Consider the following 24,016-nt stretch of genomic DNA (forward strand, 5'->3'; position numbering starts at 1 on the left):
TGAGCACGTACTGGTCACCATGGACGTCTCTCACTCGTCGCTCCCGGTCCGACGCCCGTACAGCACCCTCGCCGGAGCGATTCTCGGCGCAGAACTCCTCGGCGCGCTCGGAACCGTGTTCACCGCGTCGCAAATCAACACGTGGTACGCAACCCTCGCCAAACCTGCGTTCAACCCGCCAAACTGGGTGTTTGGCCCGGTCTGGACGACGCTCTTTGCGCTCATGGGCGCTGGCGCGTGGCTCGTCTGGCGCGGCGGCTTCCACAGACGTGCCGTGCGCGTCGCCCTCGCCGCGTTCGCCCTCCAGTTTGCGCTCAATATCGGGTGGTCTGCGGCGTTCTTCGGCCTCGAATCGCCGTTTCTCGGGCTGGTCACCATCGCCGCGCTCTGGGCGGCCATCGTCGCCACCATCGCGCTGTTCGACCGCGTCGACCGCCGCGCGGCGCTGTTGCTCGTGCCCTATCTGCTCTGGGTGTCGTTCGCCGCGCTCCTCAACTACGAAATCTGGCGGCTCAACTAGTTGTGGAGCGCGAGCGAGGCCAGAAGCGCCTCTAACTGGACGCGCTCGTTTGCGCCCGCGGTAATCCGGTAGTCGGCTTCTCCAATCCGATCCATGACGCGCACGGCGTCCTTGTCAGAGAGGCCGAACTCCCAGACAGAACGGTGGAGTTGGTTGATGATGTCGCCGCCCGCGAGCCCTTTTTCGGTGAGCAACTCATCGAGCGTCGAGCGCGCGGCGGTGAAATCGCCGTCGAGCGCCTTCATGACCATCTCCTTTATCTCCTCGGGGCGGGCGGTCGAGGTGATGGTGAAGACGGCTTCCTCGTTCACTTCTTCGCCCATGACCGCGGCGGCCTGCAATGCGTTGATGGCCTTTCGCATGTCACCATCTGCGGCGTAGACGAGGGCATCGACGCCCTCGTCGGTAACCGGAATACCCTCGGTTTCTGCGATGATGCGCACCTGTGCAGCCACGGACTCGTCGTCGAGGGGTGCGAAGCGGAAGACGGCGCACCGCGACTGGATTGGGTCAATGATGCGCGAGGAGTAGTTACACGAGAGGATGAAGCGCGTGTTGTTCGAGAACTGCTCCATCGTCCGGCGGAGGGCGGACTGGGCGTCTGAGGTCAGCGAGTCTGCCTCGTCTAAGAAGATGACGCGGTAGTCGTAGCCGCCGAAGCTCGCGCGGGCGAAGTTCTTGATGCGGTCGCGCACCACGTCGATGCCGCGCTCGTCCGAGGCGTTCAGTTCGAGAAAGTTCTCGCGCCAGTCGTCGCCATAGAGTTCGCGGGCGATGGCGACCGCCGAGGTGGTTTTCCCGACGCCTGCTGGTCCCGAAAACAGGAGGTGGGGGAGGTCGTTTTTCGCCACGTAGCTCTTGAGCCGTCCCACGATGTTCTCGTGGCCCACGACGTCGTCTAACGTCTGTGGGCGATACTTCTCGATCCAGATTTCCTCGCGTCCGGCTCGCGATTCAGTGTCCGCCTCGCTCATGGCCGAAGTGAGGGGCCATCGGCTTGTAAACGCTCCGAGACTCAGGTGGGGTCGAAGGGACGTTCCAGCCCGGGTGAGACTCTGTATTGCACACAACGCACTTTATCGTCTCTTCTGGCGTACATTTACCTACCATGAGGGTACGGGTGGGAACACACAGACACATCCTTGCGGCCTTGCTCACGCTCATCGTCCTGTTCGGAGCGATACCGGGCGTCGTCGCGGCTGACACGCGCACCGGTGGCGACGTGACGATTGCCGCCGGCGAGACCATCAACGACAACCTCGACATCTTCGCTGGCAACGTCGTCATCAACGGCGTCGTAAACGGCGACGTAAACGTGTTTTCGGGAAACGTCGTCATCAACGGTGAGGTGACCGGCTCCGTCTCTGCCTTCGCGGGCACCATCACGGTGAACGGGGATGTCGCCGGCGACGTGGGAGCCTACGGTGGAACGACAACGCTCGGGCCTGAGGCGACCGTCGGCGGCGACTTCGAATCCGGCTCCGGTTCGACCGTTGTGAACGGCCAAATCGCCGGTGACGCGCGCATCGACAGCGAGAGTATCGTCCTCGGCTCGACCGCGGCCATCGCGGGCAACCTCGAGTACGACGGCGAACTCAACCGCGCACCTGACGCCACCGTTGGCGGCGCGGTCACGCGCAACGCTGGACTCGGTGTCGGCCCGGTCGTTGACACGCCCGATACGGGCTTCTTCGACGCGACGCTCACCATCTACGGCTTCCTCGTGAGCTTCCTGCTCGGCGCGGTGTTGTTGCTCGTTTTCCCGAAGTTCTCGGGTCGGGTTTCGACAGCCGCGACGACCGCCCCGCTGCGCTCGGGTGGCGTGGGTCTGCTCACGCTGATTGGCGTGCCAATCGTCCTGGTGGTGCTGCTGTTCACCATCGTCGGCATCCCGCTCTCGCTCGCGGGCATCTTCCTGTTCGCCGTCGTCCTGTGGATTGGCACCATCTACGGGCGCTTCGCCATCGGGACGTGGCTGCTCGACTTTGCGGGCTACCCGAACCGCTGGGCGGCGCTGTTCCTTGGCCTGCTCGTCGTCGCCTTAGCCGCGCGCATCCCCTTCGTCGGGGGCCTCATCTCGTTCCTCGTCCTCCTGCTAGGGCTTGGGGCGCTCGCGCTTACGGCGTATCGCACCTACCGGGGCGAGCGGACCCCACCGGAGCCGCTGGTCGAAGAACCCGATGACATGGGCGATTCGTGGGTGCCGCCGACCTAACGCGACACGTTTAGGGCGCGTCCGGTCATGTTTCACGCCATGCGCGTCACGGTCGAAGTCGTTGGCGAGGACACCCACGAGGTCACACTCGAAGACGGCACGTACGCAGACCTCGTGGAAGCGGTGGGCCTCAACGTCCACGAAGTTTCAGTGTTAGTCGATGGCTCGCTCGTCCCCGAAGATCAACCGGTTGACGCAGCGCGCGTGAAGATTCTCCGACTCATCAAGGGCGGATAATGCGTGTCCGGCCCGGCACCGTCGAAGAACTGCCGACGGTGATGACCATTTTAGACGGCGCGATGCTCGAAATCGACGCCGCCACCGTCCGCGAAAAGTGTGACACGCGCGAGGCACTCGTCGCCGTGGAGGACGGGCGACTTTTAGGTGCGCTCGTCCGCTCTGGTGGGCATATCGACGCCGTGGCCGTCCGCCGCGCCCGCCGCGGGCAGGGCATTGGCCGGAGACTCGTGGAAGCCGCTCTCGAGGACGTGCCTCGGTTAGACGCGGAATTCGACACGAAAAATCGGCCGTTCTACGCAAAACTGGGATTCGATATCGAAGCACTCGGCGGGGGACGGTTTCGCGGCGTCAGACGCTAACTTTCAGGAGTTTGCCTGCGTTCGCTCGCCGGTTTTGACGTACCACACCAGAAGCGAGAGACTCCCAACTGCCGCGAGCGCTGCAACCCCTGCCTGAATCGTGTTCTGGTCAATGAAAAACCCAACCGCGAGCGCCGTATAGGCCAGAAACAGGACGAACAGGAGTCGCAGATGATTCACTCCGCTTCAATCGCTGTGTGAGCTTATTACTGTATCGTGCTGCCATGTCTGCGAATAATGGCGCTCTCCGGCCGATTCAGACGAGCGGTTCGACCAGTTCTCGGCCTGCCTCAAGCAACTCTGCGACGCGCTCGTCGCTGCCCGCCTCCGCATACACGCGAAGTTTCGGCTCCGTTCCAGACGGTCGAACCAGCAGCCACGACCCATCTTCGAGGAGGATTTTGAAGCCGTCTTTCGAGTTCACGTCCTTGACATTCACCCCGGCGACCGTCTCGGGGAGGTCGCCGTCGAGTGCTTCGAGCACCCGCGCTTTCTCTGAGTCGGGGCAGTCGAGGCTAATCTTGTTCTGCCGGATTTCGCCGTGTGCTTCGAGCAGGTCCGTGACGCGCTGGTCGAGCGATTTTTCGGACTCTGCGACGGCGGCGAGCAGCGCCATCAGGACGCCGTCTTTCTCGGGGACGTGCCCACGGATGGAGAAGCCGCCCGACTCCTCGCCGCCGATGAGCGCGTCTGAATCCTGCATCGCTTGGGCGACCCACTTGAAGCCAACGGCGGTCTCGACGACTGCTTCGCCGTGGGATTCTGCGATGCGGTCGATAAGGTACGTGGTCGAAACCGTCCGGACGGCTGGCCCTGAATCCGATTCGAGCAGGTAGTCGTAGATGGCGGCGAAAAACAGGTTCGCGCTCAGGTAGCCCCGTTCTGCGGTCACGACGCCGATGCGGTCTGCGTCGCCGTCGTTCGCCACGCCGAGGTCGGCCTCGCCCGATTCGACGGCGACTGCGAGTGCCTGCAGGTTCTCGGCATTTGGCTCCGGTGGCGTGCCACCGAAGGTCGCGTCCTGTTCGTCCCGCAGGCGAACGACCTCCGCACCGGCGGCTTCGAGCAGGGCGTCGGTGACGCCGCGACCGCTCCCGTGCATCGCGTCGTAGGCAATCGTGAGTCCAGAGAGGTCGCCCGAAACGAGGTCGAGGGCGTGGTCACGGTGTGCGCCGACGAAGTCCACTTCCTCGACGCTGCCGTGGTCGGCTTCGGGAAGCGATTCGGGTTCTGCGAGATTAGCGACAATTTCGTCCGTGACCGCCGGGAGTGCGGGCGCGCCGTTGTCCGGGATGAATTTCACGCCGTTGTACTCGGGTGGGTTGTGGCTCGCCGTGACCATGAGCGCGCCCGCGAGGTCTCGCTCCACGATGTTCCACGCGACGACCGGCGTCGGGCAGTCACGCGGCGGCATCACCACGTCGAAGCCGTTCGCGGTGAGTACGTCTGCGAGCGTGTCTGCGAACCCGCGTGAGCTCTCCCGGGCGTCGTAGCCGATAGCGACGGGTCGCGTTTCACCCGTGTCTGCGAGGGTGGTGGCGACGGCTTGCCCGACCATGCGCACGCGCGGGGTGGTGAACACGTCAAGGGTGGCGCGCCACCCGTCGGTGCCGAATGAAATCTTGTCCATACGCTTCACTCCGACTGCGGGGTGAAAAATCTCGCTGCTGCCGGGTCGGGAATTTACTCACTCACACAGCCGCTCTTTTCGCGTCCGGGAAAACTGTTTAATCTCGTATTCGCGGCTCATCGCCCGCGACTTCGATTCGAACTGTTCTGTGTGGACGAGTTCGACGGGACCACGTCCGCGCGTGTACTTCGCTCCGGTTCCGGCGTTGTGTTCTTCGACGCGGCGTTCCACGTCGGTCGTGTAACCCGTGTAGAGCGACCCGTCTGCGCATTCGACGACGTAGACGTAGTGCATCTAGTTGCGTAAACGAAACCGACAGCCGTAGCGATTTCGGCGAATGAGAATGGGGGGTAGGGAGGAAAACGCGCCGAATAATTGGTCTCTAGTCGATACGAATCCGCGGATTATCTGGCGGGTTGTCGATCCGCACGGGTCTTGGATGCCTCCGCAATTCCCGCGTTCGCTGAGCAGTTCGGACATGCGTTTACCTGTCCACTCTCGTCTGCAAATACTCGAGCGAAGCGGTCAGACACGTGGGAGCCACAGTAGTTGCACTCTGGCATTATACGCGCCGGCACTTGTCTACCGGCAGGAATCGTTCGCGGCCGAGGTAGATATACTCTTGCACGATTCTTGCCCGATTCTCCTGAGAATCGTACGATAGTCCGGCAAAAGCCGGTTATTCCTGCCGATTCCTCGCAGAATGGAGCCGTCGCGCAATCAATCCGGCTTGCGCCCCTGCAACGAAGCCCGCATCGATGTTCACGGTTGTCAACGCCGTACACGACTGCAGCATCCCAAACAGCGCGGCTTCGCCATCGCCGCCGACGCCGTAGCCAGAGGCGATGGGCAGGGCAATCACCGGCACGTCTACGAGTCCGGCAATCACCGTCGGCAACGCGCCTTCGCGACCCGCCGCCACGATGAGCACGTCGAGCGCGCGCAGGTCTTCTAAGGAATCGAACAGCCGATGGATGCCCGCCACGCCCACGTCGTCGATGCGTTCTACGGTCGCACCCATCTCGCTCGCAATCGCCGCCGCTTCGCCTGCGGGGCCGCCGTCTGCGGTTCCGGCCGTCACGATACCGACCGTCGCGTCCAGGTCACGGCGCTCGAAGTCTTCTGCGTGCGCTCTGAGCACGCCCGCGCGCTCGTCGAACGAGAGTGTCCCGGAGAATGCGGGGCGGAGCGCAGAACGAACCGCGTTCGCGTCTTCGATGGTCAGTCTGGTGGCGATTGCTCGCCCCGTCGTTTCCAGTGCAGTTTCGACCAGCGAACAGATTTCAGCGGTCGTTTTGCCCGTCCCATAGACGGCTTCGGGGACGCCGCTTCGGTGCTCGCGGGCGGCGTCAAATCGCCCGGCGTCGTCGGTTGCATACCCCGCTAACTCGGCTTCCGCGGCCGCGGGGCTCAACTCACCTGCGGCGACGGCTTCTAATATGTCGCGCATACCCCCTCGTTTACACTCGAAGCGCACCTAGTTATCGACTCGAAACGGGGGTTTGTCGGGGGTAGGGACCTTCTTACACCGAGTCCATTTGAGAAACCTTATAAACGGTGATGGGAAACAGAAGTCCGTATGGCAGACCTGATCGTCAAAGCCGCCGTCAAGGAAGCGCTCGATGACATGAACGTTGCGTCCGACTTTTACGACGCACTCGACGAGGAAGTCGCAGAGCTTCTCGAAGACGCCGCACGCCGCGCCAAAGAGAACGACCGTAAGACGGTCCAGCCGCGCGACCTCTAAACTCGGATAGTCTCTCTCCCATTCTGGGGGAAAATCAACCATTCTTTCACACCCCACACCTCTGAGCGCCAGCGCCGCCTAAAACGGCTGTTCTTCGACGCCCGCGTCCGTGCCGACGAACGCCGTATCGACGAGATTGATGAACAGGCCGTGTTCGACCACGCCCGGAATCGCGGCGAGGTCGAGTGCGAGCATGGCCGGGTCGCGTATCTCACCGAAGTCGCAGTCGAGGACGACGTTTCCGTTGTCCGTGACGACGGGGCCGTCTTTGCGCTCGGCTTCGCGGAGGGTGGCTGCGCCGCCGACTTTGTTCGAAATATCGTCTGTGACGACGGTCCACGCCTCGGGGATGACTTCGACGGGAACCGGATGGTCGAGCGTCTCTGCTTGCTTTGTACTATCGGCGACGACGACGAACCGCTCTGCGGCCGCATCCACGATTTTCTCGCGCGTGTGGGCCGCGCCGCCGCCTTTGATGCAGTGGCGACCGGCGAGTTGGTCTGCGCCGTCGATGGCGAGGTGGACGGTGTCTACTGCATCGAGTGAGGTGAGTGGAATCCCGGCGCTCAGGGCGAGCTGGCGCGACTGAAACGAGGTCGGAATGCCTTGGATGTCGAGGCCCGCGTTCACCGCTTGCCCGAGTGCGCGAATCGCGTAGGCGGTCGTCGACCCCGTTCCAAGGCCGACGACCATTCCGTCTGTGGCTTCTGCCGCGGCGCGTTCGCCCGCGCGGCGCTTTGCGTCATCGCTTCCACCGGTCGCTTTCATGTGCCCACCATAGACGTGGGGTGTCAAAAAGCACCGCGGCCGGCCACGCCCTTTTTGGTTCCGTACTCCGTCGCCAGTATCATGTTTGGAACGAGTGGTATTCGAGGCCCCGTCGGTGAGGTCGTGACAGCAGACCTTGCACTCGCCGTCGGGCGGGCACTTGCCGCCGAAGCCGACCGCGTCGTCGTCGGCCGCGACCCCCGCGAAAGTGGCGAATTTTTGACTGATGCGCTGGTCGCCGGGCTGCGAGAAAGCGGCACCGACGTCATCGACATCGGCCTCGCTGCCACGCCAACCGTCGCCCGTGCCGTCGCGGGCGAGGACGCAGACGCAGGCGTCTCGATTACCGCCTCCCACAACCCCGCCCCCGACAACGGTATCAAGCTCTGGAACCCCTCCGGGCAGGCGTTTGACGAAGCCCAACGCGAGGCCATCACCGCACGCATCCGCGACGACTACTTCGACCCCGTCGGCTGGGAGGGCCTCGGCAAGCGCCACGCGAAAGACGGCGCAGAGCGCCACATCCAGACGCTCGTCGACGCCGTCTCTCTCGACGAACCGCTCTCGGTCATCGTGGACGTGGGAAACGGCGCAGGCGGCGTCACCGCAGAAGCCCTCACTCGCCTCGATTGTGAGGTTGAAACCCTGAACGCCCAGCCGGACGGCCGGTTCCCCGGTCGCCCGAGCGAGCCAACCGCAGAGACCTGCGAGTCGCTCTGCCAGCTCGTCGCGGCCTCCGACGCAGACCTCGGCATCGCCCACGACGGCGACGCAGACCGCATGATGGCCGTCACCGGCGACGGCGACTTTATCTCTGGAGATATGCTGCTCGCGCTCTTCGCACTCGACGCCGCAGGCGAGGGCGATCGGGTCGCCGCGCCCGTAGACACCAGTCTCGTCGTCGCAGACCTGCTCGCAGAAAAAGGCGCAGAACTCACGCGCACCAAAGTCGGCGACGTGTACGTCGCAGAGCGCGCCACGGAACCGGACGTGGTGTTCGGCGGCGAACCCTCTGGCGCGTGGATTTGGCCCGACGAAACCCTGTGTCCGGACGGCCCGCTCGCCGCGGTTCGCCTCGTCGAACTCGCGAGCAAGCGCTCGCTCGCAGAGCGCGTCGGCGAATTAGAGCCGTATCCGATTCGCCGCACCAGCCTCGAAGTCGAGCGCAAAGACGAACTCATGGCGGCTATCGAAGCCCGCGTGCTCTCCGAGTTCGACGACGTGCAAACCTTAGACGGCGTCCGCGTCGACCTCGGTGACGCGTGGTTCCTCCTGCGCGCGTCTGGCACCCAGCCGCTCATCCGCGTCACCGCAGAGGCCCGCGACCCCGCCCGCGCAGACGAAGTATTCGAGCGCGCGACCGGCATCGTCGCGGACTCGCAGTAACCGTAGTCGGGCACGAATCGTTTTTCTCCTCACGCAGATATTGAACAGCAATGGGCGAGACGGTAGTAATTTCGGGGGTGGGGCCGGGACTCGGGGCGGCGCTCGCGCGCCGGTTCGCGGTCGAAGGGTGTCAGATTGCGCTGCTCGCACGGTCGGGTGACTACCTCGACGCACTTGTCGACGAACTCGACGCCGCGCCCGGAACCGTCCTCGCCGTCCCTGTGGACGTAACCGACCCTGCGGCCGTGGCCGCCGCCTTCGCCACCGTCCGCGAGGCGTTTGGCCCGGTCTCCGTGCTCGTCAACAACGCGAGCGACTCGGCGCGGAAGGGCGTGCGAGACATCTCGCTCGCTGAGTTCGAACACGCCTGGCGCGTCGCCGCCGTCGGTAGTCTGCTCTGTACGAAAGCCGTCCTCCCCGACATGCTCGACGCCGAACGCGGGACCATCATCTTCACCGGCGCGACCTCCTCGGTTCGCGGTAGAGAGGGCGCGGTCGGCTTTTCGGCCGCCAAGTTCGCGGTTCGCGGGATGGCCGAATCCATGGCGCGCGAACTCGGCCCCGAGGGGATTCACGTCGCCCACGTCGTCATCGACGGCCCGATTCGAGACCCGACGGTCACGGATGCAGCCGTTGAGGGCGACCCGTACCAGTACCTCGACCCAGAATCGATTGCGAATTCGTACTGGCATCTCGTAGAACAAGAACCGGACTCATGGACGCTCGAACTGGACGTGCAAGCGCACGTCGAGACGTTTTAAAGCCGGTCTAAGACGGCTTGGGCGTCGTATTTCAGCGTCAACTCGCGCGACCGGCCGCGGCCTTCGACGTTCGTGTAGCGCGCTTCGATGAGGCCGAGTTGGTCGAGTTTGTTGATGAGTTCAGAGTAGCGCGTGTAACCGAGGTCGGTCTCCTCGTGGAACGACTCGTAGACGGCTCCCGCCTGCTCGCCTTCGTGTTCTGCAATTACCTTGATGAGCGCACGCTCTGGCTCTGACAAGCCTCTGAGGCTCCGCGAGAGGTGGATGTACTTCGATTTGTCGAAGGCGGCTTCCACGTCGTCGCCCGTGACGACGCGACTCGCGCGCATCTCGGCGTTCAGCCCCGCCCGGCGCAGGAGGTCAATCCCGACGCGCAGGTCGCCTGCGTCCGCGGTGAGCGCGGCCACGCGGTCTAACACGTCGCCTTTGATGACGCCCTCGTGGAAGCCGGGTTTCGCGCGGTCTGCGAGGATGTCGCGAATCGCGGCTTCGTCGTAGGCCGGGAAGAACACCTCTTCGGGGCGGAACACGCTCTGGACGCGGCTGTCGAGTTCCTCGATAACGTCCAAACTGAGGTCTGAAGAAATCACCACGACGCCGATTTTCGCCCCGGCGTGGGCCTCGTGAGCGCGCAAAAGCGAGTAGAGCGTGTCTGAAGCCTCCGATTCGTAGAACAGGTAGTTCACGTCGTCGAGGGCGACCACCAGCACTTCGTCTTCGTCCACGAGGTGGTCGGTGACTTGGCCGAACAGCTTTTTAAAGGAGATGCCGCTTGAGGGCGGCTCGTAGTCGAAGATTCCCTGGAAGATGCGCGAGAAGACGGAGTAGCGCGTCGAATCCACCTGACAGTTGACGCGCACCGTGCGCACATCGGTTTCTGCGTTGAGTTCCCCGAACAGGCTCTGGACGGCGGTCGTCTTGCCAGTTCCGGGCGGCCCGCGAATCAGGACGTTCAGCGGGCGCGACCCCCGCACCGCTGGCCGGAGTGCGTATTTCAGACTCCGCATCTGCGTCTCGCGGTGGCGGAATACTTCGGGGACGTAGTCGATTTCGAACACATGCTCGTCTCGGAACACCGACTCATCCCACGAAAGCATCCCCCCGTCGGGGTCATCAGCCATCACTTTCACCGTGCCTGTGACGCTACTTAACTGTTCGCCAAATTGGGGTTTATCGGTGTCAGACGAGCGTCATCGTGCGTCTGACTTCTGCCCCGGAGACGGGTGTGTCGTGTTTGAGTTCGTGGTGTTTGACGGCCATCGTGAGGACGTGATTCTCGTCGTCGGCGCGCACCAGAAACGCACAGCCCTTCACTGGACACCGGTACTGGGAAGACATCACCGAAGATAGGCGCGCTGAAAGCTTAGAAGCCGCGGGCTTCAGGCTTCGAACTTTTCGAGCAACCGGCCGTAGAAGGTGGCGTCGCCCTCCGCCGCGAGCTTTTCGACGATCAACTCCGGCGTCGAGCGCGCGAGATGATTTTTCTGCGGCGAGCGGTTCACGACCAGCTCCCCATCCACGAGTCCCACGGCTTCGATGCCGTCCACCGCGACGGTGTAGTCGGCCGCATCGCGTATCTCGCCTGCGAGGTGGGAGACGAACACGCCAGAGGCGTCGCGCTCGTCCAAGGCTTCGAGGATGCCCGCGATGATTTTCGCACTCGCGCCGGGTTCGGTAATCGACTCCAACTCGTCTACGAGCACGAGCTTTTTCGCCTCGCCCGTGACGAGCCCCGCGAAGTCGCGGAGCGTGCTCTCGAACGCACCGGCGTCAAGCGTCCCCTGCGTTTTCGCGTGGTAATGCAGTTCTTCGACCAGCCCGACGCGCGCATGTTCAGCGGGCACGGGCAGGCCCATGTGCGCGAGGATGACGATGACCGCACAAAGGTCGAGCGTCGAGGTTTTCCCCCCGCTGTTGACCCCCGAGAGCAACGTAACGCCGGAGACGGCGTAATCAACCGGCTCAACGTCCTCGAAGGACACGTCGAGCAACGGCGAACGCCCACCTTCGATGGCGAACCCCTCGCCCGACAACTCGGGCATCACGCAGTCGAAATCCGCGACGAAGCGCGCGATGGCGAGTTCCACGTCGAGTTCGAGCGAGGCGAACACGAGTTCGTCTACCGCCTCCGTCAGCCCAGCCAACTCGCGGGCGACTTCGCGCTTTCGGCGCGCGGCCCGGCGGTCACGCGCCACTGTCAAGTCCTCACGAAGTCGGGTCACAACCTGCTCTTGATGCCCCACGGGAAACGTCGGCTCCTCGCCGAAAATCATGCGCCCGACTTCTTCCTCGCCTGCGTCGAGCGAGAGCGAATCCACGAGATGGTCGCGTGCCGCCTCGATGGCCGCGTCGTACTCGTCTGCGAGTTCGCGCGAGAGCAGGGAATCGACGCCTGCGCCCTGCTCCACGAGTGAAAGCAGGTCTGAGCCTTCGATGGTCACGTCGCGGGCCTGAATCGCCTCGCGCAGGCGGTCGTTCGCCACGTTTTCGGCCATCGACACCGCCGCGTCGAGGTCGTTTGCGGCCGCAGTGAGCCGTTCGAGTTCGTCGTCACCCTTGACCGTGCCGTCGTCGTTCAGTCGGGCGAGTCCGGCTTCGAGCGCGTCCAAATCGAGGCCCGCAGGCGGCTTCATCTCCGCCGCGCGGTGGACGCGAATCGCCGCCTGTAGGCGCTCGCGGTTGGTCGCAAAAAAGGAGAGCGTCCGTTCGGGGACGATTTCGACGACGTTGTCGAGCGCGTCGGGCTTCACCTGCACGTCGCCGTCTATGTCCACGCCCGCGAACTCCTCGTCTAAGGCGATGACGGTGGCGTAGCCCCGCGCCAAATCTCCGAGACGGCGAGCGTCGTCGACGATTTCGACGCTCAACTCGGGGATGGCTTCCTTCGCGCTCGCGTAGGTCTCTGCGTCCATCGTCGCCAGACAGCGGTCGCGCACCCGGACGCCGCGCGGGTTGACGAGCGGTTCGACCGCAGAAAGCGCGTCTAATACCTCCGGTGTCGGTTCGCGCTCCGTCGCCACCTCCACGAACGCACGCACCTCGTCGATGCGCGAGCGTTTCGAACTCGGAAACAGCGTCTCTAAGCGCTTTTTCGCGTACGTCGTGACGGTGCGCTGTTGGAGCAACGACAGGGTGTCAGCGTACAGTTCGCGGGCGCGGCTGGTGGCGAGAAATCGGCCGGGGTCACCGTGTTGCTCGCGGATGGCCGCCCGCGCGATGCTCGCCGCGCGCCCTTCGGTGATGCCGGGCGCGCTCGATAACCGCAGGACGTCGCCGCGTTTGAGCGCCGTCTCGGGGTCGTCGAGTTGCGCAAGCGCCGCCGCTGTTTTCTCTCCAACGCCCGGGATGCCCTCGAAATCCATTCAGCGCAGTGATACCCACCCCGAGACAAAAAGCGTTCGCGGTAGCACACCGCCGCGCCACGGCCCGAAAAATTCCCGCGAGAGTCCGGTTTTCGGGAGTTACAGGCCCTCCTGAATCAGGATTATCCATGCTGCAAGCGACGTAGCTAGTATGGTGTGGTTAGTGCGTGGGAACAGACCGGTCGCCGCGCGGGGAATGGACTGATGGCTGGACGTTTCTCGTCGGGACAGGTTCCGTGGCGCTCACGGACAGTACAAGTCGTGCTCTTGAGCACGCTGCTCGCGCCAATCGGCGTCCCGCTCATCGCCCCGGCGCTCCCGGTGATTCGTGACGCCTTCGTCGTCACCGACGCCCAAGCAAGCCTCGTGGTGAGCGCCTACTTCGTCGTCGGCATCGTGCTCTCGCCGTTTATTGGCCTGCTTGCAGACCGCGTCGGGAGAAAGCGCGTGCTCGTGACGAGCCTGTTCGCCTTCGGCCTCACCGGCGGGGCCATCTTCTTCGCGCCGAATTTCACCACGCTGCTCGTCCTCCGGGCGATTCAGGGCACGGCCGCCGCCGGGTTGTTCGTGGCGACCGTGACCATCATCGGTGACACCTACGAGGGCACGCAACGAAACGCCGTCCTCGGGATGAACATCGCCGTGCTGTCTGCGGGTGCGGCGCTGTTCCCGCTCGTTGGCGGCATCCTCGTCACCTTCGGGTGGAACGTCCCCTTCGTCGCCTGCCTCCTCGCACTTCCGGTGGGACTGTTCGCCCTCCTCGCACTCGAGGAACCGGCCATTGAGCGTGAGATGCGCAGCCTCACCTACCTCCGCAATGCGGTTTCGGTGGTCACGGGGCCGAACACGCTGTTTCTCTACGCGGCGGCCTTCGCGACTGAACTGCTGTTGTTCGGGGCCATCATCACGGTTCTGCCGTTCTTACTCTCAGAACAGTACGCCCTCGCGCCGGTGTTCATCGGCGGCACCATCGTTGCGGCGGAAGCTGGTTCCATCGTCGTCTCGACCCAGAATGGCCGCCTCGCGCGCTACATCTCGAACGGCCTGCTCGTCGCGGGCGGGTTCGTCTGCTTCGGCCTCGGCCTGCTCGTCATCTGGCTCGCGCCGAGCGTCCTTGTCGTGGCCGTCGGTGCGGTCATCGTCGGGGCGGGCCTCGGCCTCTCGATGCCCGCGGTTGACGCCGCCATCAGCGACGCGGTGAGCGGCGAGTACCGCGCCGGGGCGCTCAGCCTGCGCAACAGCACCACTTTCCTCGGCCGGGCGACCGGGCCGGCGCTGTTCGCGGGACTTGCGACCGCCACGGGCTATCCGCTGCTCTTGCTCGGCGCGGGACTCGTCTCGATTCTCTTCGCGCTCGTCATCGTCGCTGTCGCAAGCCGACTGCTCGCAGAAACGCCACTGCCGCCCGAAGAACCGGAGGAAATCGTATGACTGCCATACAGCTTGCCGTCCAAGATTCGTGGCCGGAGTTGACCTGCTACGGCTGTGGTCCCGCAAATCATCACGGGTTTCAGCTGAAGAGCTACGAAGACGGCGAGGCGCTTGTGGCGACGGTGCACCCCGACACGCAGTACAACGCTGGGTTTGCACAGGTGCTCTACGGCGGCTACATCGCCTCCGTCATCGACTGCCACGCCATGTGGACGGCGATGACGGCGGCCTATCGCGCCGAAGGTCGGCCACTCGGAAGTCAGCCGCGTATCGTCTGCGTCACCGGTCGTCTCGACGTCTCCTACCTGCGGCCAACGCCAATCGGCCCAATCCACCTGCGTGGGTGGGTGGAGGGAGATGTTGGCCCGAAGATGCGGGTTCGAGTCGAACTCGGCCCCGAAGGCGAGGTGACCGCCACCGGGTCGGTTCTCGCGGTGCAGTACGACCTGTCGCGCGACCCGCTCGCCCGGCCCGCACACCCCTGACGCGGGACAACGTGCTTTTCTGCGCGCGGGAAGTAGCGACGCGCATGCCTACGGTCGAGGAGAAAGCACAAGCCGTCCGCGACGACCTCGCGGAAAGAGAGAGCGTTCTCGTCGCCTTCAGTGGCGGCGTTGATTCGAGCGTGGTCGCGGCACTCGCCGCAGACGCCCTCGGTGAGAACGCCGTCGCGTGCACCGCAAAGAGCGAGACGCTGCCCGACGCCGAACTCAGCGACGCCGTCTCGGTCGCAGAAGAAATCGGGATTTGCCACGAAATCGTGGAATTCAGCGAACTCGACAGCCCCGACTTCGTCAAAAACGACGAAGACCGCTGCTATCACTGCCGGACGATGCGCCTCGGCAAGATGTTCGACAAAGCCCGCGAACTCGACATCGAACTCGTCTGCGACGGCACGAACGCTTCCGACCTCGGCGAGGGCCACCGCCCCGGCCTGCGCGCCGTCGAGGAACTGAACGCCTACTCGCCGCTCGTCGCCCAAGGTATCACCAAAGCCGAAGTCCGCGAGATTGCGGAGTTGTACAACCTCTCGGTGGCCGACAAACCCGCGATGGCATGTCTCTCCTCGCGCATCCCGACCGGCCTCGAAGTCACCGAAGAACGCCTCACGCGGGTTGACAAAGCAGAACAGTTGCTCCGGACGTGGGGGTTCTCGCAGTTCCGGGTGCGCGACCACGACGGCCTCGCGCGCATCGAAATCGACGAGCAGGAACTGGAGCGCGCCCTCGACGTAGACTTCATCCGCGCCGCCCGCGACCACCTCAAAAACGTGGGCTTCGACCACGTCACGCTCGATTTATTCGGGTATCGAACGGGGAGCGTGAGTCCGGCCGGGCAGCAAGAAGATGAACCTCTCGTTGAGAACGTGTTCGACACCGAATATCCGACCGGTCAATAGGGCGTCTCGTTTTCGCGCACGACCCGCGCGTCGCCGTCCTCGACTGCGATTTCTGAGACGGCGCAGTTTTGCAGATTCATACGCATGTAGCTCTCGACGATGTCGTGACCTTGGAGGTGGCCAAGCAGCAAGTAGAGCGGGCCGCCGTGGCTCACGACGAGCACGGTGTCGTCGTCGTGGCCGTTTGCTGTGAGTTCCTGCCAGCCGCCGAGCACGCGCTCTCTGACCTGCACGATGCTCTCGCCGCCGTCTGGCACCTTCGCGGCGGCTTCCAGTCCGGCTCTCTGGAGCGAAAACTCGGGGAATCGCTCGGTGATGTCGTCGTAGGTGAGTCCCTGATACACGCCGAGGTCGCGCTCGCGCCACGCGGCGTCGAAGGTGACGGCTGCCGCGACGGATTCGCGGATGAGCGCCGTCGTCTCGCGGGTGCGCGTCAGGTCGGAGGCGTAGATGTGGGAGATGTCGTATTCGGCGGCAAGCCGTTCGCCCGTCACTCGCGCTTGTTCTTGCCCGGCTTCGGTGAGCTGTGAGGGGGCCCACCCTTGCATGCGTCGCTCGCGATTCCAGTGCGTCTCGCCGTGGCGGACCACCAACACTCTCATTCGAGTGGGCAGAGGGTGGGCGGAGAAAAGAGTGTTATCGCTGCGTCCACCGCAGGAGCAACAGGGTGCCTTCGAACAGCGCAATCATCGTGGCGGCGACGATGATGGGGGCCATCCCCGTCGGGTCAGGACTGAACAGGAATGCAATCCCCGCGAACGCCCCCCAGAAGTAGAGGCGACGGTCTGCCAGCCACTTGCGGGTGGTCAACCCCATCATGATGGCGAGCATGACCATGAGCGGAATCTGGAAGATGAGCGCGAAAAAGCCCATCAGCAACACGATGAGGTTGAACGTCTCGGTCAGGCCGTAGGCGACGGTCGCTGCTCCCTGCGTGTAGTAGGTGAAGTAGGTGAAAATCGTCGGGAGCACGAGATAGAACGCGAACGCGACGCCGATGAACGCGAGGATGAGACTCGTCGGGACGGCGGCGAGGTAGTAGCGGCGCTCGTGTTTGTAGAGGCCGGGGCGCATGAACAGATACGTCTCGTAGACGAACACGGGGAGCGCGATGACGAACCCGGCGAGCGTGGCGACCTTAAGCCGCGCGAGCAACAGCGCGAGCGGGTGGTACACCCGCGGGCGGGCAACGTCGGTGCCGGGGAGGATGTTGTTCCAGAGGAAGTTGATGATCTGGTCTGCGAAGGGAAAGACGATGCCGCTCACGACGGCCATGAGAATGAGGACGATGCCGGTGCGCCGCACCATCTCCTCTATGTGCTCTGCAAGTGGCATCTCTTTGTCAGAAGAGGGGCCCTCGCTGACGATGCCGCCGTCCTCTTCTACCGCCGGAGCCGAGAAGTGGTCAGCCATCGTCTCTCTCCTCCGCTACTCCCGTCATTACACGAGGGTAGTCCGGCCAACGTTTGTAAGCTTTCTTCTCCGCGCAGAGAACAAGATTGATAACTCAGACCGGGCTACGTTCGCCAGATACGGGGATGTCTGGAGCGATAGACGACGACACGAAACGCGCTGTCGCAAGCGGGCGCGAAACGCTTGGCGCGATGCTCAGCACCGCACAGACCCATCTACAGAAGGTGTTCATCGTGTTCGTCATCGGGCTGATGGGCACCATCTACGCCCTGCGTAAGTTCGTCTGGGTGCAACTCAAAGCCGACCTGTTCTCGAAACTCGGTGACAACGTCGCTTCCCAGACCGACGTGATTGCAGTCACGCCGTTCGACGTCATCCTATTACAGGTGAAAATCGGGCTCGTCGTCGGCGCGCTCCTCGCGCTCCCCTTCCTCATTTACTATTCGCGCGGTGCACTGCGCGAACGCGGCCTCTGGCCCACCCAGCGCATCGGCTTTTGGAAACTCGCGTTCGTGCTCACGCTCAGCTTCGTCCTGTTCGTCGCTGGCATCGTGTACGCCTACTTCCTGTTTTTCCCCCTCATGTTCGAGTTCCTCGCCGGGAACGCGATTAAAGGCGGTTTCCAGCCAACGTACTCCATCGTCCACTGGGCGCAGTTCGTCTTCTTGCTCACCGTCTCCTTCGGCCTCGCCGCCCAGCTTCCGCTGGCGATGAGCGGCCTCGCCTACATCGAAGTCGTCCCCTACGAAACGTGGCGAGACAAGTGGCGCCACGCGGTGGTCGCCATCTTCGTCTTCGGCGCGCTGTTCTCGCCGCCAGACCCCTTCACCCAAATCATGTGGGCCGTGCCGCTGCTCATTCTCTACGGCTTTAGCCTCATGCTCACCAAGGTCGTCGTCTCGACGCGGCGGTCGCGGAAGGCCCCCGACGCGGCGAGCGCGGGCGACCCCGCAGACATCGACATCGAACCGCTCGACGCTGCCGCGGTCTACGCCGCACCCGCAGAAGTGTTCGCCGCCATGTCCGAAGACGAGGCGCTCCAACACGCGAGCGCCGCGATGCAAGATGACGACGCGGACAAGGCCCAAGCCATCTTAGACCGCTTCGACGAGGTACAAGAGGCGCTCGAAGCAGAGCCGGTCGAAAACGGCGCGACGGCCGCCGCGGCCAACGACATGGCCGAAGCCGACGACGCAGAAGCGCCCGTCGAAACGGAAGCCGACGTCGAGGCGCGAGAAGAGCGGGAACGCGAAGAGTCGAGCACGCTGACGCGCACGACGACGGGCATCTTCAACGCCTTCTCAGAGGACGAGAAATCCGAAGACGACATCGGCGGCTACTACTACGACATCGCGTTCATCTTGGACAGTCTCACGTCCAAAGCGTTCTGGCTGGTCGGGACGTTCATGCTCGTCCTCGCGTCTGTGTTCGTCTTCCTCTACCAGGGCGGGATTGGCCTCATCAAGGCCGACTTCCTGCGTCGCCTGCCAGAAGCCGTGCGCCCCGAAGAGGTGGGCATCGTCGCGCTCCACCCCGTCGAGGCGCTCATCTTCGAGGTGAAAATCGCCACGGTGCTCGCCGCCGTCTCCATCATCCCCGTGTTGCTCTACTTCGCGTGGCCCGCGCTCAAGGAGCGTGGCTTCGCCCGCGGCAACCGCAACGTCCTGCTCGTCTGGGGGCTGTCGCTGTTCGTCGGCATCATCGCCGGCAGCGCCATTGGCTACTCCTACATCGCGCCAACGGTCATCTCGTGGCTGACAAACGACGCGATTCAGGCGAACATGATAATCTCCTATCGCATCAACGCCTTCGGGTGGCTGGTGTTCCTCACCACCGCCGGGGTTGGCATCCTCGCCATGATTCCGGTCACGATGTTGCTGTTCCACCGCGGGCGCATCATCACCTACCGCACCTTCCGCGGCCGGTGGCGCGAGGTCACCATCGCCGTCCTCGCGATTGCTGCGTTTGGCGCGCCCGGGGGGATGTTCATGATGTTCATCCTCTCGATTCCGACGCTGCTTGCCTACTTCATCGGGCTTGGGCTGCTCTGGGTCGTCACGCTCGGCGGCCGTCGCATCCCCGAGAAAAAGCAAGCGGGTGCGGACTAGTACAGGTTTAAGTAATCGAGTCGTAATTTTTTCATATGCCTAAAATCAGCGTTGAGGTCCCACAGGAACTTCTCTCAGACCTCGATGCCCACGTCGGAGACGAGGGAAAATTTGTCAACCGCAGCGAGGCAATTCGCGCGTCGATTCGGAAAATGCTCGATTTACTGGATGAAATTGACGACCGACACGGGAGAATCGAGGATGAGTGACGGGGACGATATCGTCGTTATCTCACTTGCGTCTCTCTTCATCACTGCGCTCGTCACCGCCCAACTCACCGCCTCGAAGGTGCTCGCCTTTGCCATTCCTTTCTCGCTTCCCTTCACCGGCAACACGCTCACGCTCCCCGGCGCGGCGCTCGCCTACGCGCTCACCTTCTTCGCCTCTGACTGCTATGCCGAACTCTACGGCCGAGAGCGTGCGACTCGCCTCGTGAACATCGGCTTTGTGATGAACTTCATCATGCTCGCGCTCGTCTGGACGACGATTCAAGCACCGACGTTCCAGTTTTCGCCGGTTGATGCCGGAACCTTCGCCCAGGTGCTCGGCGCGAGTACGAACATCGTCATCGGCAGCCTCGCCGCCTACATCGTGAGCCAGAACTGGGACGTGTTCGCGTTCCATAGAATCAGAGAGTACACCGACGGCGACCACCTCTGGCTTAGAAACATCGGCTCGACCGCGAGCAGCCAGATTATCGACACCGTCATCTTCGTCACGCTCGCCTTCCTCCTCGTCCCCCAACTCCTCGGGACGGGCGCACCACTGCCGCTCCCGCAGGTCGCGGGTCTCATCATCGGCCAGTACGTCCTCAAACTCCTGATTGCGTTCGCAGACACCCCGTTCGTCTACGCGGTCGTCGGCTACGTCCGCTCGCGTGAGGAGGGCGCAGAAACCGGCGGCTTCGTGTTCGACTAACGCATCCTGCGTTTTCTACCCTACCGCAGCCGAGAGCGACGCCTCCCACAACCTCGGCAGTCTCGTACTCGTAAAAATGACTGGCCCGTCACCGCTCGCAGACTAGTTGTCGATGCGCTCTGCGAAGCCAAAGCGCGGCTTGATGTCCGTGACTTTGACTTCCACCGTTTCGCCTTCTTCCGTGCCCGGAACGAACAGCGTGTACCCTTCTAATTTGGCGACGCCGTCGCCTTCCTTGCCGACGCTCTCGATGGTGACTTCGACGCGGTCACCCTCGCGGACGGGCGAGGTGAGGAAGCCTTTGGCGACCAGATAGAGTTCGGAGGATTCGTCACGCGAGGCGTCGGGGTGGATGGCGCGGACGTATTTGAACTCCTTTCCCATGTCCTCGCGGAGCGGTTGGACGTCTTGACCGTCGAAAATCTTGGCCACGAAGTCGCCGCCGGGGGCGAGGATATCGATTGCCGTCTCGAACGCTTGGCGAGCGAGGTACGCAGAGCGCGCCGAGTCTAAGCTGTACTCGCCGGTCATGTTCGGCGCCATGTCGGAGATGACGACGTCGGCCTCGCCTGCGGTCTCTCTCACCGCGTCTTTGATTTCGTCGGTCGTCATGTCGCCTTTGATGGTCTCCACGCCGTCGATGGGGTCGATGCGCTGGAGGTCGACGCCGATGACCGTCCCCGAGGGGCCGGCCAACTCGTTTGCGACCTGCAGCCAGCCACCGGGGGCGGCCCCGAGGTCGACCACGGTGTCGCCTTCGTCGATGAGGTGGGCCTCTTCGTTCAGCTGTTTCAGCTTGTAGGCCGCCCGCGACCGGTAGCCTTCCTGCTTCGATTTGTTGTAGTAGTGGTCTTTGCGTGGCATCTGATTGCCGTGGCGTAGGGAACGGGGCTTCTTACGCCCTTCGACCCACAGAAACGGGGCTGTGGGTGGTCGAGCGGAGCGAGAACAGCCCACTCATGCGGGCGTTTCGCCACCCGATTCTGGCTTCTCGCCCGTAATCGTCGCCGAAACGATGTAGTCGCTGAGATTGAGTGACGCGTCCCACTCGCGGATGAACTCCGCGCTCTCGCCCTTCGGCGTGATTTCGACGTTCTCGAACCCGGCCGCAGCCAGCATTGTTTCGAGGTTCTCGATAGTCGATGCTCCGGCGACGCAGGCGGCCACCGACTCGGGATTTTTCCGAACCGATTCGGGAACCGACGTGGCCATCACCACGTCGGAAATCGCCAGCCTGCCGCCGGGGTTGAGGACACGGTACGCCTCGCGGAACACCTGTGGCTTCTCGGGTGAGAGGTTGATGACGCAGTTCGAAATGATGACATCGATTGTCTCGTCTGCGACGGGGAGATGTTCGATTTCGCCGAGGCGGAACTCGACCGTCCTTGCGCCGTTTTTCGCCACGTTGTCACGGGCCTTCTCAACCATCTCGGGGGTCATGTCGACGCCGATGACCCGGCCCATTTCGCCCACCTGCTGGGCGGCGAGGAAGCAGTCGAAGCCGGCTCCAGACCCCAAATCGAGGACGGTGTCGCCCACGGTGAGCGCGGCGAGCGCGGTTGGATTGCCACAGCCGAGGCCCAAATCCGCACCCGCTTCGACCGACTGCATTTCGTCGGCCGAGTAGCCGAGTCGTGCAGAGCTAGCCGTGGCTGACTCGCCATCACAGCAGCCGCCGCTCTCACAACCCGTCTCCATTGCGGTGGCGATGTTCGCGTAGCGAGCGCGAACCGCTCGTCGCTGTGCGGTCGCGTCGCGTTCGGTTGCGGTGTCGTCTACACTCTTTGTCTGCTCTGTCATTGTAATTCCTCCTCGATTTCGTCAAACAGCGCGTGAACGTTCGCCGCAATCTCGTCTCGAATCTCGCGGACGCGCTCTACGTCTTGGCCGTCCGGGTCTGCGAGTGCCCAGTCTCGCACGTCGACGCCCGCGGCGGGGTCGAGTTCGAGTGTCGAACAGCCCATCGTCGCCACGTAGTCACACGAGGCCAGTTCCTCTGTCGTGATCTGGCGGGGAGTGCGGTCTTGTAGGTCGAAGCCATCCTCCGCCATGATTTCTACCACTTCCTCGTGGACGTGGGCTGCGGGGTGGGTGCCACCGGTCAGAATTTCGACCTCGGTTTCGAGGCCGCGTTCTGCTCGCTCACGTTCTGCGAACGCGGTTGACATCTGGCTGCGCCCGGCGTTCTGGACGCACATGAACGCGACGCGAATCGGTGTGTCGCTCATTCGTCTCCACCTCGGGTCGCGTCGAGCGCGGCGACGAGCTTCTCGGCGCGCGGCGTCGTCTGATAGTAACGCCACGTCCCTGACTTTCGCCGCGACAGCAGTCCGGCTTCGGTGAGGTCTGACAGCGCGTGGCTGACCGCGCTCTCGCTCACGTCGAACAACGGCGTGATTTCACAGACGCAGAGTTCGCCGTCTGCGGCGACGAGCAGGCGCACAATCCGGTAGCGTGTCTCGTTGCCGAGCGTTTTCAACACCGCACTGTCTGTCTCATAAGTCTCTGGCATCTGCTCGGTCAGCGAGGCGAGCGCGTCGAGTCGGGCATCCACATCCGCGTCACAACAGGTGCCGCTCTCGTCCGCGAGGAGGCGGCGAAGTCGCGTCGTATCTTGGGCCATGATTGAATACTTGAACAACTGTTCATATTAGGGTTTCGGCGCGTATCAGTGGCTCAGGAGGCAAAATCTATTGTCGGCACGCGTGAGTTCTGGAGCAATATTGTGTACTCAGTATGGGTTCTGGCCGTGGAGCGGATTGTGGGTTCTGTGGCACGCGTCGTTGTTCTGTTCGTACGTCCTCGCTCGTGGGGCGACAGCCGGGTTTTGATGTGAGGTCGAGTCGGCTGGTTGCTGGCCACAAAACTCACTGACGGCTATCGCGCACGCGCGGGTCCGCAGGCGCGAACGCGAGTCTTTTTATGCCGGGCTTTCGTACCCCGAAATACATGTTCAAGGCTATCGTGGGCGCTGAAACGCTCCGGACGGCCCTTGATTCCGTGAGTGTGCTGGTAGACGAGTGTAAAATCCACCTCAACGAGGACGGGTTCGCCATCCGGGCGGTCGACCCCGCGAACGTTGGGATGGTTGACCTTACGCTCGATGCCAGCGCCTTCGAGTCCTACGAGGCGGACGGCGGCGTCATTGGCGTTAATCTCTCCCGACTGGAGAACATCGCAGGAATGGCCAGCTCCGGCCAGCTTGTGCAGCTCGAACTCGACGAGGAGACGCGCAAGCTCCACATCCAAATCGAGGGCTTAGAGTACACCCTCGCGCTCATCGACCCCGACTCCATCCGGCAGGAACCAGACATTCCGAATCTGGACCTCCCAGCACAGGTCGTCATCGAGGGACGCGACATCGACCGGGCAGTCAAGGCCGCCGATATGGTCTCAGACCACATCGCACTCGGCGTCGAAGAGGCAGACGAGCTGTTCTACGTGTCCGCAGAGGGCGACACGGACGACGTGCGCCTCGAACTCCCCCGCGAAGACCTCATCGACCTCCAAGCCGGGCAAGCGCGCTCGCTGTTCTCGCTCGACTATCTGAAAGATATGAACAAGGCCATCCCGAAAGACGGGGAGGTCACCATCGACTTAGGCGAGGAGTTCCCGGTGAAACTCCACTTCGAACTCGCAGAGGGACAGGGCAGCGTCACCTACATGCTCGCCCCACGCATCCAGAGCGACTAACCACACTTCTCTCTCCTTTCGCCACGCACCCTGAGCGCTGGTGCCCGTTGTGCCCATCGGCTGACC

At 63.3% G+C, this 24,016-nt stretch carries 30 protein-coding genes; 14 read left to right on the forward strand and 16 right to left on the reverse strand.

Features of this window, described 5'->3' with window-relative positions; translation table 11 throughout:
* The first annotated feature begins 19 nt into the window (after positions 1–19).
* On the forward strand, positions 20–520 hold the full coding sequence (locus V5N13_RS09375) for a TspO/MBR family protein (protein WP_336360548.1): 501 nt from the start codon (positions 20–22) through the stop codon (positions 518–520).
* Here V5N13_RS09375 and V5N13_RS09380 read toward each other — a convergent pair.
* Positions 517–1,494 carry a replication factor C small subunit gene (locus tag V5N13_RS09380; RefSeq protein WP_336360549.1) on the reverse strand — a complete coding sequence of 326 codons (978 nt, stop codon included), beginning with the start codon at positions 1,492–1,494 and terminating at the stop codon, positions 517–519. The genes V5N13_RS09375 and V5N13_RS09380 overlap by 4 nt on opposite strands.
* 146 nt (positions 1,495–1,640) lie before the next feature.
* On the opposite strand from V5N13_RS09380, the gene V5N13_RS09385 reads away from it, so the two are divergent.
* The 3 genes from V5N13_RS09385 to V5N13_RS09395 are packed head-to-tail and all read left to right on the forward strand — an operon-like array spanning position 1,641 to position 3,334.
* Positions 1,641–2,735, forward strand: a complete 1,095-nt coding sequence (locus V5N13_RS09385) for a bactofilin family protein (RefSeq protein ID WP_336360550.1) — start codon at positions 1,641–1,643, stop codon at positions 2,733–2,735.
* Between the two features lie 39 nt (positions 2,736–2,774).
* The gene (samp2, locus tag V5N13_RS09390) at positions 2,775–2,972 is read left to right on the forward strand and encodes a ubiquitin-like small modifier protein SAMP2 (RefSeq protein WP_332897645.1); all 198 of its coding nucleotides are present in this window, start codon (positions 2,775–2,777) and stop codon (positions 2,970–2,972) included.
* Positions 2,972–3,334: a GNAT family N-acetyltransferase gene (locus V5N13_RS09395; RefSeq protein WP_336360551.1), complete on the forward strand. Its 363-nt coding sequence runs from the start codon at positions 2,972–2,974 to the stop codon at positions 3,332–3,334. The genes samp2 and V5N13_RS09395 overlap by 1 nt, the downstream gene beginning before the upstream one ends.
* 3 nt (positions 3,335–3,337) lie before the next feature.
* Here V5N13_RS09395 and V5N13_RS09400 read toward each other — a convergent pair whose 3' ends face one another.
* The 5 genes from V5N13_RS09400 to larB all read right to left on the reverse strand — a co-directional run bounded on the left by V5N13_RS09400 (position 3,338) and on the right by larB (position 6,414).
* On the reverse strand, positions 3,338–3,514 hold the full coding sequence (locus tag V5N13_RS09400) for a hypothetical protein (RefSeq protein WP_336360552.1): 177 nt from the start codon (positions 3,512–3,514) through the stop codon (positions 3,338–3,340).
* Between the two features lie 76 nt (positions 3,515–3,590).
* Positions 3,591–4,964: a phosphoglucomutase/phosphomannomutase family protein gene (locus V5N13_RS09405; RefSeq protein WP_336360553.1), complete on the reverse strand. Its 1,374-nt coding sequence runs from the start codon at positions 4,962–4,964 to the stop codon at positions 3,591–3,593.
* Between the two features lie 57 nt (positions 4,965–5,021).
* The gene (locus V5N13_RS09410) at positions 5,022–5,258 is read right to left on the reverse strand and encodes a GIY-YIG nuclease family protein (protein WP_336360554.1); all 237 of its coding nucleotides are present in this window, start codon (positions 5,256–5,258) and stop codon (positions 5,022–5,024) included.
* A 110-nt stretch (positions 5,259–5,368) separates the two neighbouring features.
* Positions 5,369–5,527 carry a DUF7563 family protein gene (locus V5N13_RS17160; RefSeq protein ID WP_442904922.1) on the reverse strand — a complete coding sequence of 53 codons (159 nt, stop codon included), beginning with the start codon at positions 5,525–5,527 and terminating at the stop codon, positions 5,369–5,371.
* A gap of 116 nt (positions 5,528–5,643) precedes the next feature.
* A complete protein-coding gene (larB, locus tag V5N13_RS09415) occupies positions 5,644–6,414 on the reverse strand; it encodes a nickel pincer cofactor biosynthesis protein LarB (RefSeq protein ID WP_336360555.1) in 771 nt (256 codons plus the stop codon).
* A 129-nt stretch (positions 6,415–6,543) separates the two neighbouring features.
* Between larB and V5N13_RS09420 the strand changes: the two genes are divergently transcribed.
* On the forward strand, positions 6,544–6,711 hold the full coding sequence (locus tag V5N13_RS09420; RefSeq protein WP_332897651.1) for a DUF1931 family protein: 168 nt from the start codon (positions 6,544–6,546) through the stop codon (positions 6,709–6,711).
* Between the two features lie 78 nt (positions 6,712–6,789).
* Here the strand turns inward: V5N13_RS09420 and rpiA are convergent, their stop codons facing one another.
* Positions 6,790–7,479, reverse strand: a complete 690-nt coding sequence (gene rpiA / locus V5N13_RS09425; RefSeq protein WP_336360556.1) for a ribose-5-phosphate isomerase RpiA — start codon at positions 7,477–7,479, stop codon at positions 6,790–6,792.
* Positions 7,480–7,560: 81 nt separating this feature from the next.
* Here rpiA and glmM point away from each other — a divergent pair, with 81 nt between their 5' ends.
* Together glmM and V5N13_RS09435 are read left to right on the forward strand one after the other, a co-directional pair.
* Entirely contained in the window at positions 7,561–8,865 is a 1,305-nt protein-coding gene (gene glmM / locus V5N13_RS09430) for a phosphoglucosamine mutase (RefSeq protein WP_336360557.1), read from the forward strand.
* Positions 8,866–8,915: 50 nt separating this feature from the next.
* Complete coding sequence (locus tag V5N13_RS09435) at positions 8,916–9,626, forward strand: SDR family NAD(P)-dependent oxidoreductase (RefSeq protein WP_336360558.1); 711 nt, start codon at positions 8,916–8,918, stop codon at positions 9,624–9,626.
* Here the strand turns inward: V5N13_RS09435 and V5N13_RS09440 are convergent.
* Genes V5N13_RS09440 through V5N13_RS09450 form a run of 3 tightly spaced genes read right to left on the reverse strand, consistent with a single transcriptional unit; the run spans position 9,623 to position 12,988 of the window.
* Positions 9,623–10,747 carry an ORC1-type DNA replication protein gene (locus V5N13_RS09440; RefSeq protein ID WP_332897655.1) on the reverse strand — a complete coding sequence of 375 codons (1,125 nt, stop codon included), beginning with the start codon at positions 10,745–10,747 and terminating at the stop codon, positions 9,623–9,625. The two genes, V5N13_RS09435 and V5N13_RS09440, sit on opposite strands and share 4 nt — an antisense overlap.
* A 58-nt stretch (positions 10,748–10,805) precedes the next feature.
* On the reverse strand, positions 10,806–10,964 hold the full coding sequence (locus tag V5N13_RS09445; RefSeq protein ID WP_332897656.1) for a hypothetical protein: 159 nt from the start codon (positions 10,962–10,964) through the stop codon (positions 10,806–10,808).
* 41 nt (positions 10,965–11,005) lie between these two features.
* Positions 11,006–12,988 (reverse strand): MutS-related protein, encoded by a 1,983-nt coding sequence (locus tag V5N13_RS09450; RefSeq protein ID WP_336360559.1) that lies wholly within the window; start codon positions 12,986–12,988, stop codon positions 11,006–11,008.
* Between the two features lie 204 nt (positions 12,989–13,192).
* Here V5N13_RS09450 and V5N13_RS09455 point away from each other — a divergent pair, with 204 nt between their 5' ends.
* The 3 genes from V5N13_RS09455 to larE are packed head-to-tail and all read left to right on the forward strand — an operon-like array spanning position 13,193 to position 15,818.
* Positions 13,193–14,419 carry an MFS transporter gene (locus V5N13_RS09455; RefSeq protein ID WP_336360560.1) on the forward strand — a complete coding sequence of 409 codons (1,227 nt, stop codon included), beginning with the start codon at positions 13,193–13,195 and terminating at the stop codon, positions 14,417–14,419.
* Positions 14,416–14,904: a PaaI family thioesterase gene (locus V5N13_RS09460; RefSeq protein WP_336360561.1), complete on the forward strand. Its 489-nt coding sequence runs from the start codon at positions 14,416–14,418 to the stop codon at positions 14,902–14,904. The genes V5N13_RS09455 and V5N13_RS09460 overlap by 4 nt, the downstream gene beginning before the upstream one ends.
* Before the next feature lie 44 nt (positions 14,905–14,948).
* The gene (gene larE / locus V5N13_RS09465; protein WP_336360562.1) at positions 14,949–15,818 is read left to right on the forward strand and encodes an ATP-dependent sacrificial sulfur transferase LarE; all 870 of its coding nucleotides are present in this window, start codon (positions 14,949–14,951) and stop codon (positions 15,816–15,818) included.
* Here the strand turns inward: larE and V5N13_RS09470 are convergent.
* Entirely contained in the window at positions 15,812–16,420 is a 609-nt protein-coding gene (locus V5N13_RS09470) for a histidine phosphatase family protein (RefSeq protein WP_336360563.1), read from the reverse strand. The two genes, larE and V5N13_RS09470, sit on opposite strands and share 7 nt — an antisense overlap.
* 34 nt (positions 16,421–16,454) lie before the next feature.
* Positions 16,455–17,231, reverse strand: a complete 777-nt coding sequence (gene tatC, locus V5N13_RS09475; RefSeq protein WP_332897662.1) for a twin-arginine translocase subunit TatC — start codon at positions 17,229–17,231, stop codon at positions 16,455–16,457.
* Between the two features lie 125 nt (positions 17,232–17,356).
* On the opposite strand from tatC (V5N13_RS09475), the gene tatC (V5N13_RS09480) reads away from it, so the two are divergent.
* Genes tatC (V5N13_RS09480) through V5N13_RS09490 form a run of 3 tightly spaced genes read left to right on the forward strand, consistent with a single transcriptional unit; the run spans position 17,357 to position 20,257 of the window.
* Positions 17,357–19,339: a twin-arginine translocase subunit TatC gene (tatC, locus tag V5N13_RS09480; RefSeq protein WP_336360564.1), complete on the forward strand. Its 1,983-nt coding sequence runs from the start codon at positions 17,357–17,359 to the stop codon at positions 19,337–19,339.
* Between the two features lie 35 nt (positions 19,340–19,374).
* Positions 19,375–19,548: a ribbon-helix-helix domain-containing protein gene (locus tag V5N13_RS09485; RefSeq protein WP_332897664.1), complete on the forward strand. Its 174-nt coding sequence runs from the start codon at positions 19,375–19,377 to the stop codon at positions 19,546–19,548.
* Positions 19,541–20,257, forward strand: coding sequence for a queuosine precursor transporter (locus V5N13_RS09490; protein ID WP_336360565.1), 717 nt, complete (start codon positions 19,541–19,543; stop codon positions 20,255–20,257). The genes V5N13_RS09485 and V5N13_RS09490 overlap by 8 nt, the downstream gene beginning before the upstream one ends.
* A 102-nt stretch (positions 20,258–20,359) precedes the next feature.
* On the opposite strand, the gene V5N13_RS09495 is transcribed toward V5N13_RS09490, so the two are convergent.
* The 4 genes from V5N13_RS09495 to V5N13_RS09510 form a co-directional block, all read right to left on the reverse strand.
* Positions 20,360–21,121 carry a 23S rRNA (uridine(2552)-2'-O)-methyltransferase gene (locus V5N13_RS09495; protein ID WP_336360566.1) on the reverse strand — a complete coding sequence of 254 codons (762 nt, stop codon included), beginning with the start codon at positions 21,119–21,121 and terminating at the stop codon, positions 20,360–20,362.
* Positions 21,122–21,214: 93 nt separating this feature from the next.
* Positions 21,215–22,057, reverse strand: a complete 843-nt coding sequence (locus V5N13_RS09500) for an arsenite methyltransferase (protein ID WP_336360567.1) — start codon at positions 22,055–22,057, stop codon at positions 21,215–21,217.
* Positions 22,054–22,485 carry an arsenate-mycothiol transferase ArsC gene (locus tag V5N13_RS09505; RefSeq protein WP_336360568.1) on the reverse strand — a complete coding sequence of 144 codons (432 nt, stop codon included), beginning with the start codon at positions 22,483–22,485 and terminating at the stop codon, positions 22,054–22,056. Before V5N13_RS09505 ends, V5N13_RS09500 begins: the two co-directional genes overlap by 4 nt.
* Entirely contained in the window at positions 22,482–22,880 is a 399-nt protein-coding gene (locus V5N13_RS09510; protein ID WP_336360569.1) for an ArsR/SmtB family transcription factor, read from the reverse strand. Before V5N13_RS09510 ends, V5N13_RS09505 begins: the two co-directional genes overlap by 4 nt.
* A gap of 326 nt (positions 22,881–23,206) precedes the next feature.
* Here V5N13_RS09510 and V5N13_RS09515 point away from each other — a divergent pair, with 326 nt between their 5' ends.
* Positions 23,207–23,950 carry a DNA polymerase sliding clamp gene (locus V5N13_RS09515; protein WP_332897670.1) on the forward strand — a complete coding sequence of 248 codons (744 nt, stop codon included), beginning with the start codon at positions 23,207–23,209 and terminating at the stop codon, positions 23,948–23,950.
* Positions 23,951–24,016: the final 66 nt, after the last annotated feature.

The sequence above is a fragment of the Haladaptatus sp. ZSTT2 genome, from assembly GCF_037081775.1.
Lineage (GTDB): Archaea > Halobacteriota > Halobacteria > Halobacteriales > Halococcaceae > QDMS2.

Bases quoted from the DNA above. Each gene is read 5' to 3' on its own strand.
- V5N13_RS09375 (WP_336360548.1), top strand. From the start codon at position 20: ATGGACGTCTCTCACTCGTCGCTCCCGGTCCGACGCCCGTACAGCACC.
- V5N13_RS09380 (WP_336360549.1), bottom strand. From the start codon at position 1,494: ATGAGCGAGGCGGACACTGAATCGCGAGCCGGACGCGAGGAAATCTGG.
- samp2 (WP_332897645.1), top strand. From the start codon at position 2,775: ATGCGCGTCACGGTCGAAGTCGTTGGCGAGGACACCCACGAGGTCACA.
- V5N13_RS09395 (WP_336360551.1), top strand. From the start codon at position 2,972: ATGCGTGTCCGGCCCGGCACCGTCGAAGAACTGCCGACGGTGATGACC.
- V5N13_RS09405 (WP_336360553.1), bottom strand. From the start codon at position 4,964: ATGGACAAGATTTCATTCGGCACCGACGGGTGGCGCGCCACCCTTGAC.
- V5N13_RS09410 (WP_336360554.1), bottom strand. From the start codon at position 5,258: ATGCACTACGTCTACGTCGTCGAATGCGCAGACGGGTCGCTCTACACG.
- V5N13_RS17160 (WP_442904922.1), bottom strand. From the start codon at position 5,527: ATGCCAGAGTGCAACTACTGTGGCTCCCACGTGTCTGACCGCTTCGCT.
- larB (WP_336360555.1), bottom strand. From the start codon at position 6,414: ATGCGCGACATATTAGAAGCCGTCGCCGCAGGTGAGTTGAGCCCCGCG.
- V5N13_RS09420 (WP_332897651.1), top strand. From the start codon at position 6,544: ATGGCAGACCTGATCGTCAAAGCCGCCGTCAAGGAAGCGCTCGATGAC.
- rpiA (WP_336360556.1), bottom strand. From the start codon at position 7,479: ATGAAAGCGACCGGTGGAAGCGATGACGCAAAGCGCCGCGCGGGCGAA.
- glmM (WP_336360557.1), top strand. From the start codon at position 7,561: ATGTTTGGAACGAGTGGTATTCGAGGCCCCGTCGGTGAGGTCGTGACA.
- V5N13_RS09435 (WP_336360558.1), top strand. From the start codon at position 8,916: ATGGGCGAGACGGTAGTAATTTCGGGGGTGGGGCCGGGACTCGGGGCG.
- V5N13_RS09440 (WP_332897655.1), bottom strand. From the start codon at position 10,747: ATGGCTGATGACCCCGACGGGGGGATGCTTTCGTGGGATGAGTCGGTG.
- V5N13_RS09445 (WP_332897656.1), bottom strand. From the start codon at position 10,964: ATGTCTTCCCAGTACCGGTGTCCAGTGAAGGGCTGTGCGTTTCTGGTG.
- V5N13_RS09450 (WP_336360559.1), bottom strand. From the start codon at position 12,988: ATGGATTTCGAGGGCATCCCGGGCGTTGGAGAGAAAACAGCGGCGGCG.
- V5N13_RS09455 (WP_336360560.1), top strand. From the start codon at position 13,193: ATGGCTGGACGTTTCTCGTCGGGACAGGTTCCGTGGCGCTCACGGACA.
- V5N13_RS09460 (WP_336360561.1), top strand. From the start codon at position 14,416: ATGACTGCCATACAGCTTGCCGTCCAAGATTCGTGGCCGGAGTTGACC.
- larE (WP_336360562.1), top strand. From the start codon at position 14,949: ATGCCTACGGTCGAGGAGAAAGCACAAGCCGTCCGCGACGACCTCGCG.
- V5N13_RS09470 (WP_336360563.1), bottom strand. From the start codon at position 16,420: ATGAGAGTGTTGGTGGTCCGCCACGGCGAGACGCACTGGAATCGCGAG.
- tatC (WP_332897662.1), bottom strand. From the start codon at position 17,231: ATGGCTGACCACTTCTCGGCTCCGGCGGTAGAAGAGGACGGCGGCATC.
- tatC (WP_336360564.1), top strand. From the start codon at position 17,357: ATGTCTGGAGCGATAGACGACGACACGAAACGCGCTGTCGCAAGCGGG.
- V5N13_RS09485 (WP_332897664.1), top strand. From the start codon at position 19,375: ATGCCTAAAATCAGCGTTGAGGTCCCACAGGAACTTCTCTCAGACCTC.
- V5N13_RS09490 (WP_336360565.1), top strand. From the start codon at position 19,541: ATGAGTGACGGGGACGATATCGTCGTTATCTCACTTGCGTCTCTCTTC.
- V5N13_RS09495 (WP_336360566.1), bottom strand. From the start codon at position 21,121: ATGCCACGCAAAGACCACTACTACAACAAATCGAAGCAGGAAGGCTAC.
- V5N13_RS09500 (WP_336360567.1), bottom strand. From the start codon at position 22,057: ATGACAGAGCAGACAAAGAGTGTAGACGACACCGCAACCGAACGCGAC.
- V5N13_RS09505 (WP_336360568.1), bottom strand. From the start codon at position 22,485: ATGAGCGACACACCGATTCGCGTCGCGTTCATGTGCGTCCAGAACGCC.
- V5N13_RS09510 (WP_336360569.1), bottom strand. From the start codon at position 22,880: ATGGCCCAAGATACGACGCGACTTCGCCGCCTCCTCGCGGACGAGAGC.
- V5N13_RS09515 (WP_332897670.1), top strand. From the start codon at position 23,207: ATGTTCAAGGCTATCGTGGGCGCTGAAACGCTCCGGACGGCCCTTGAT.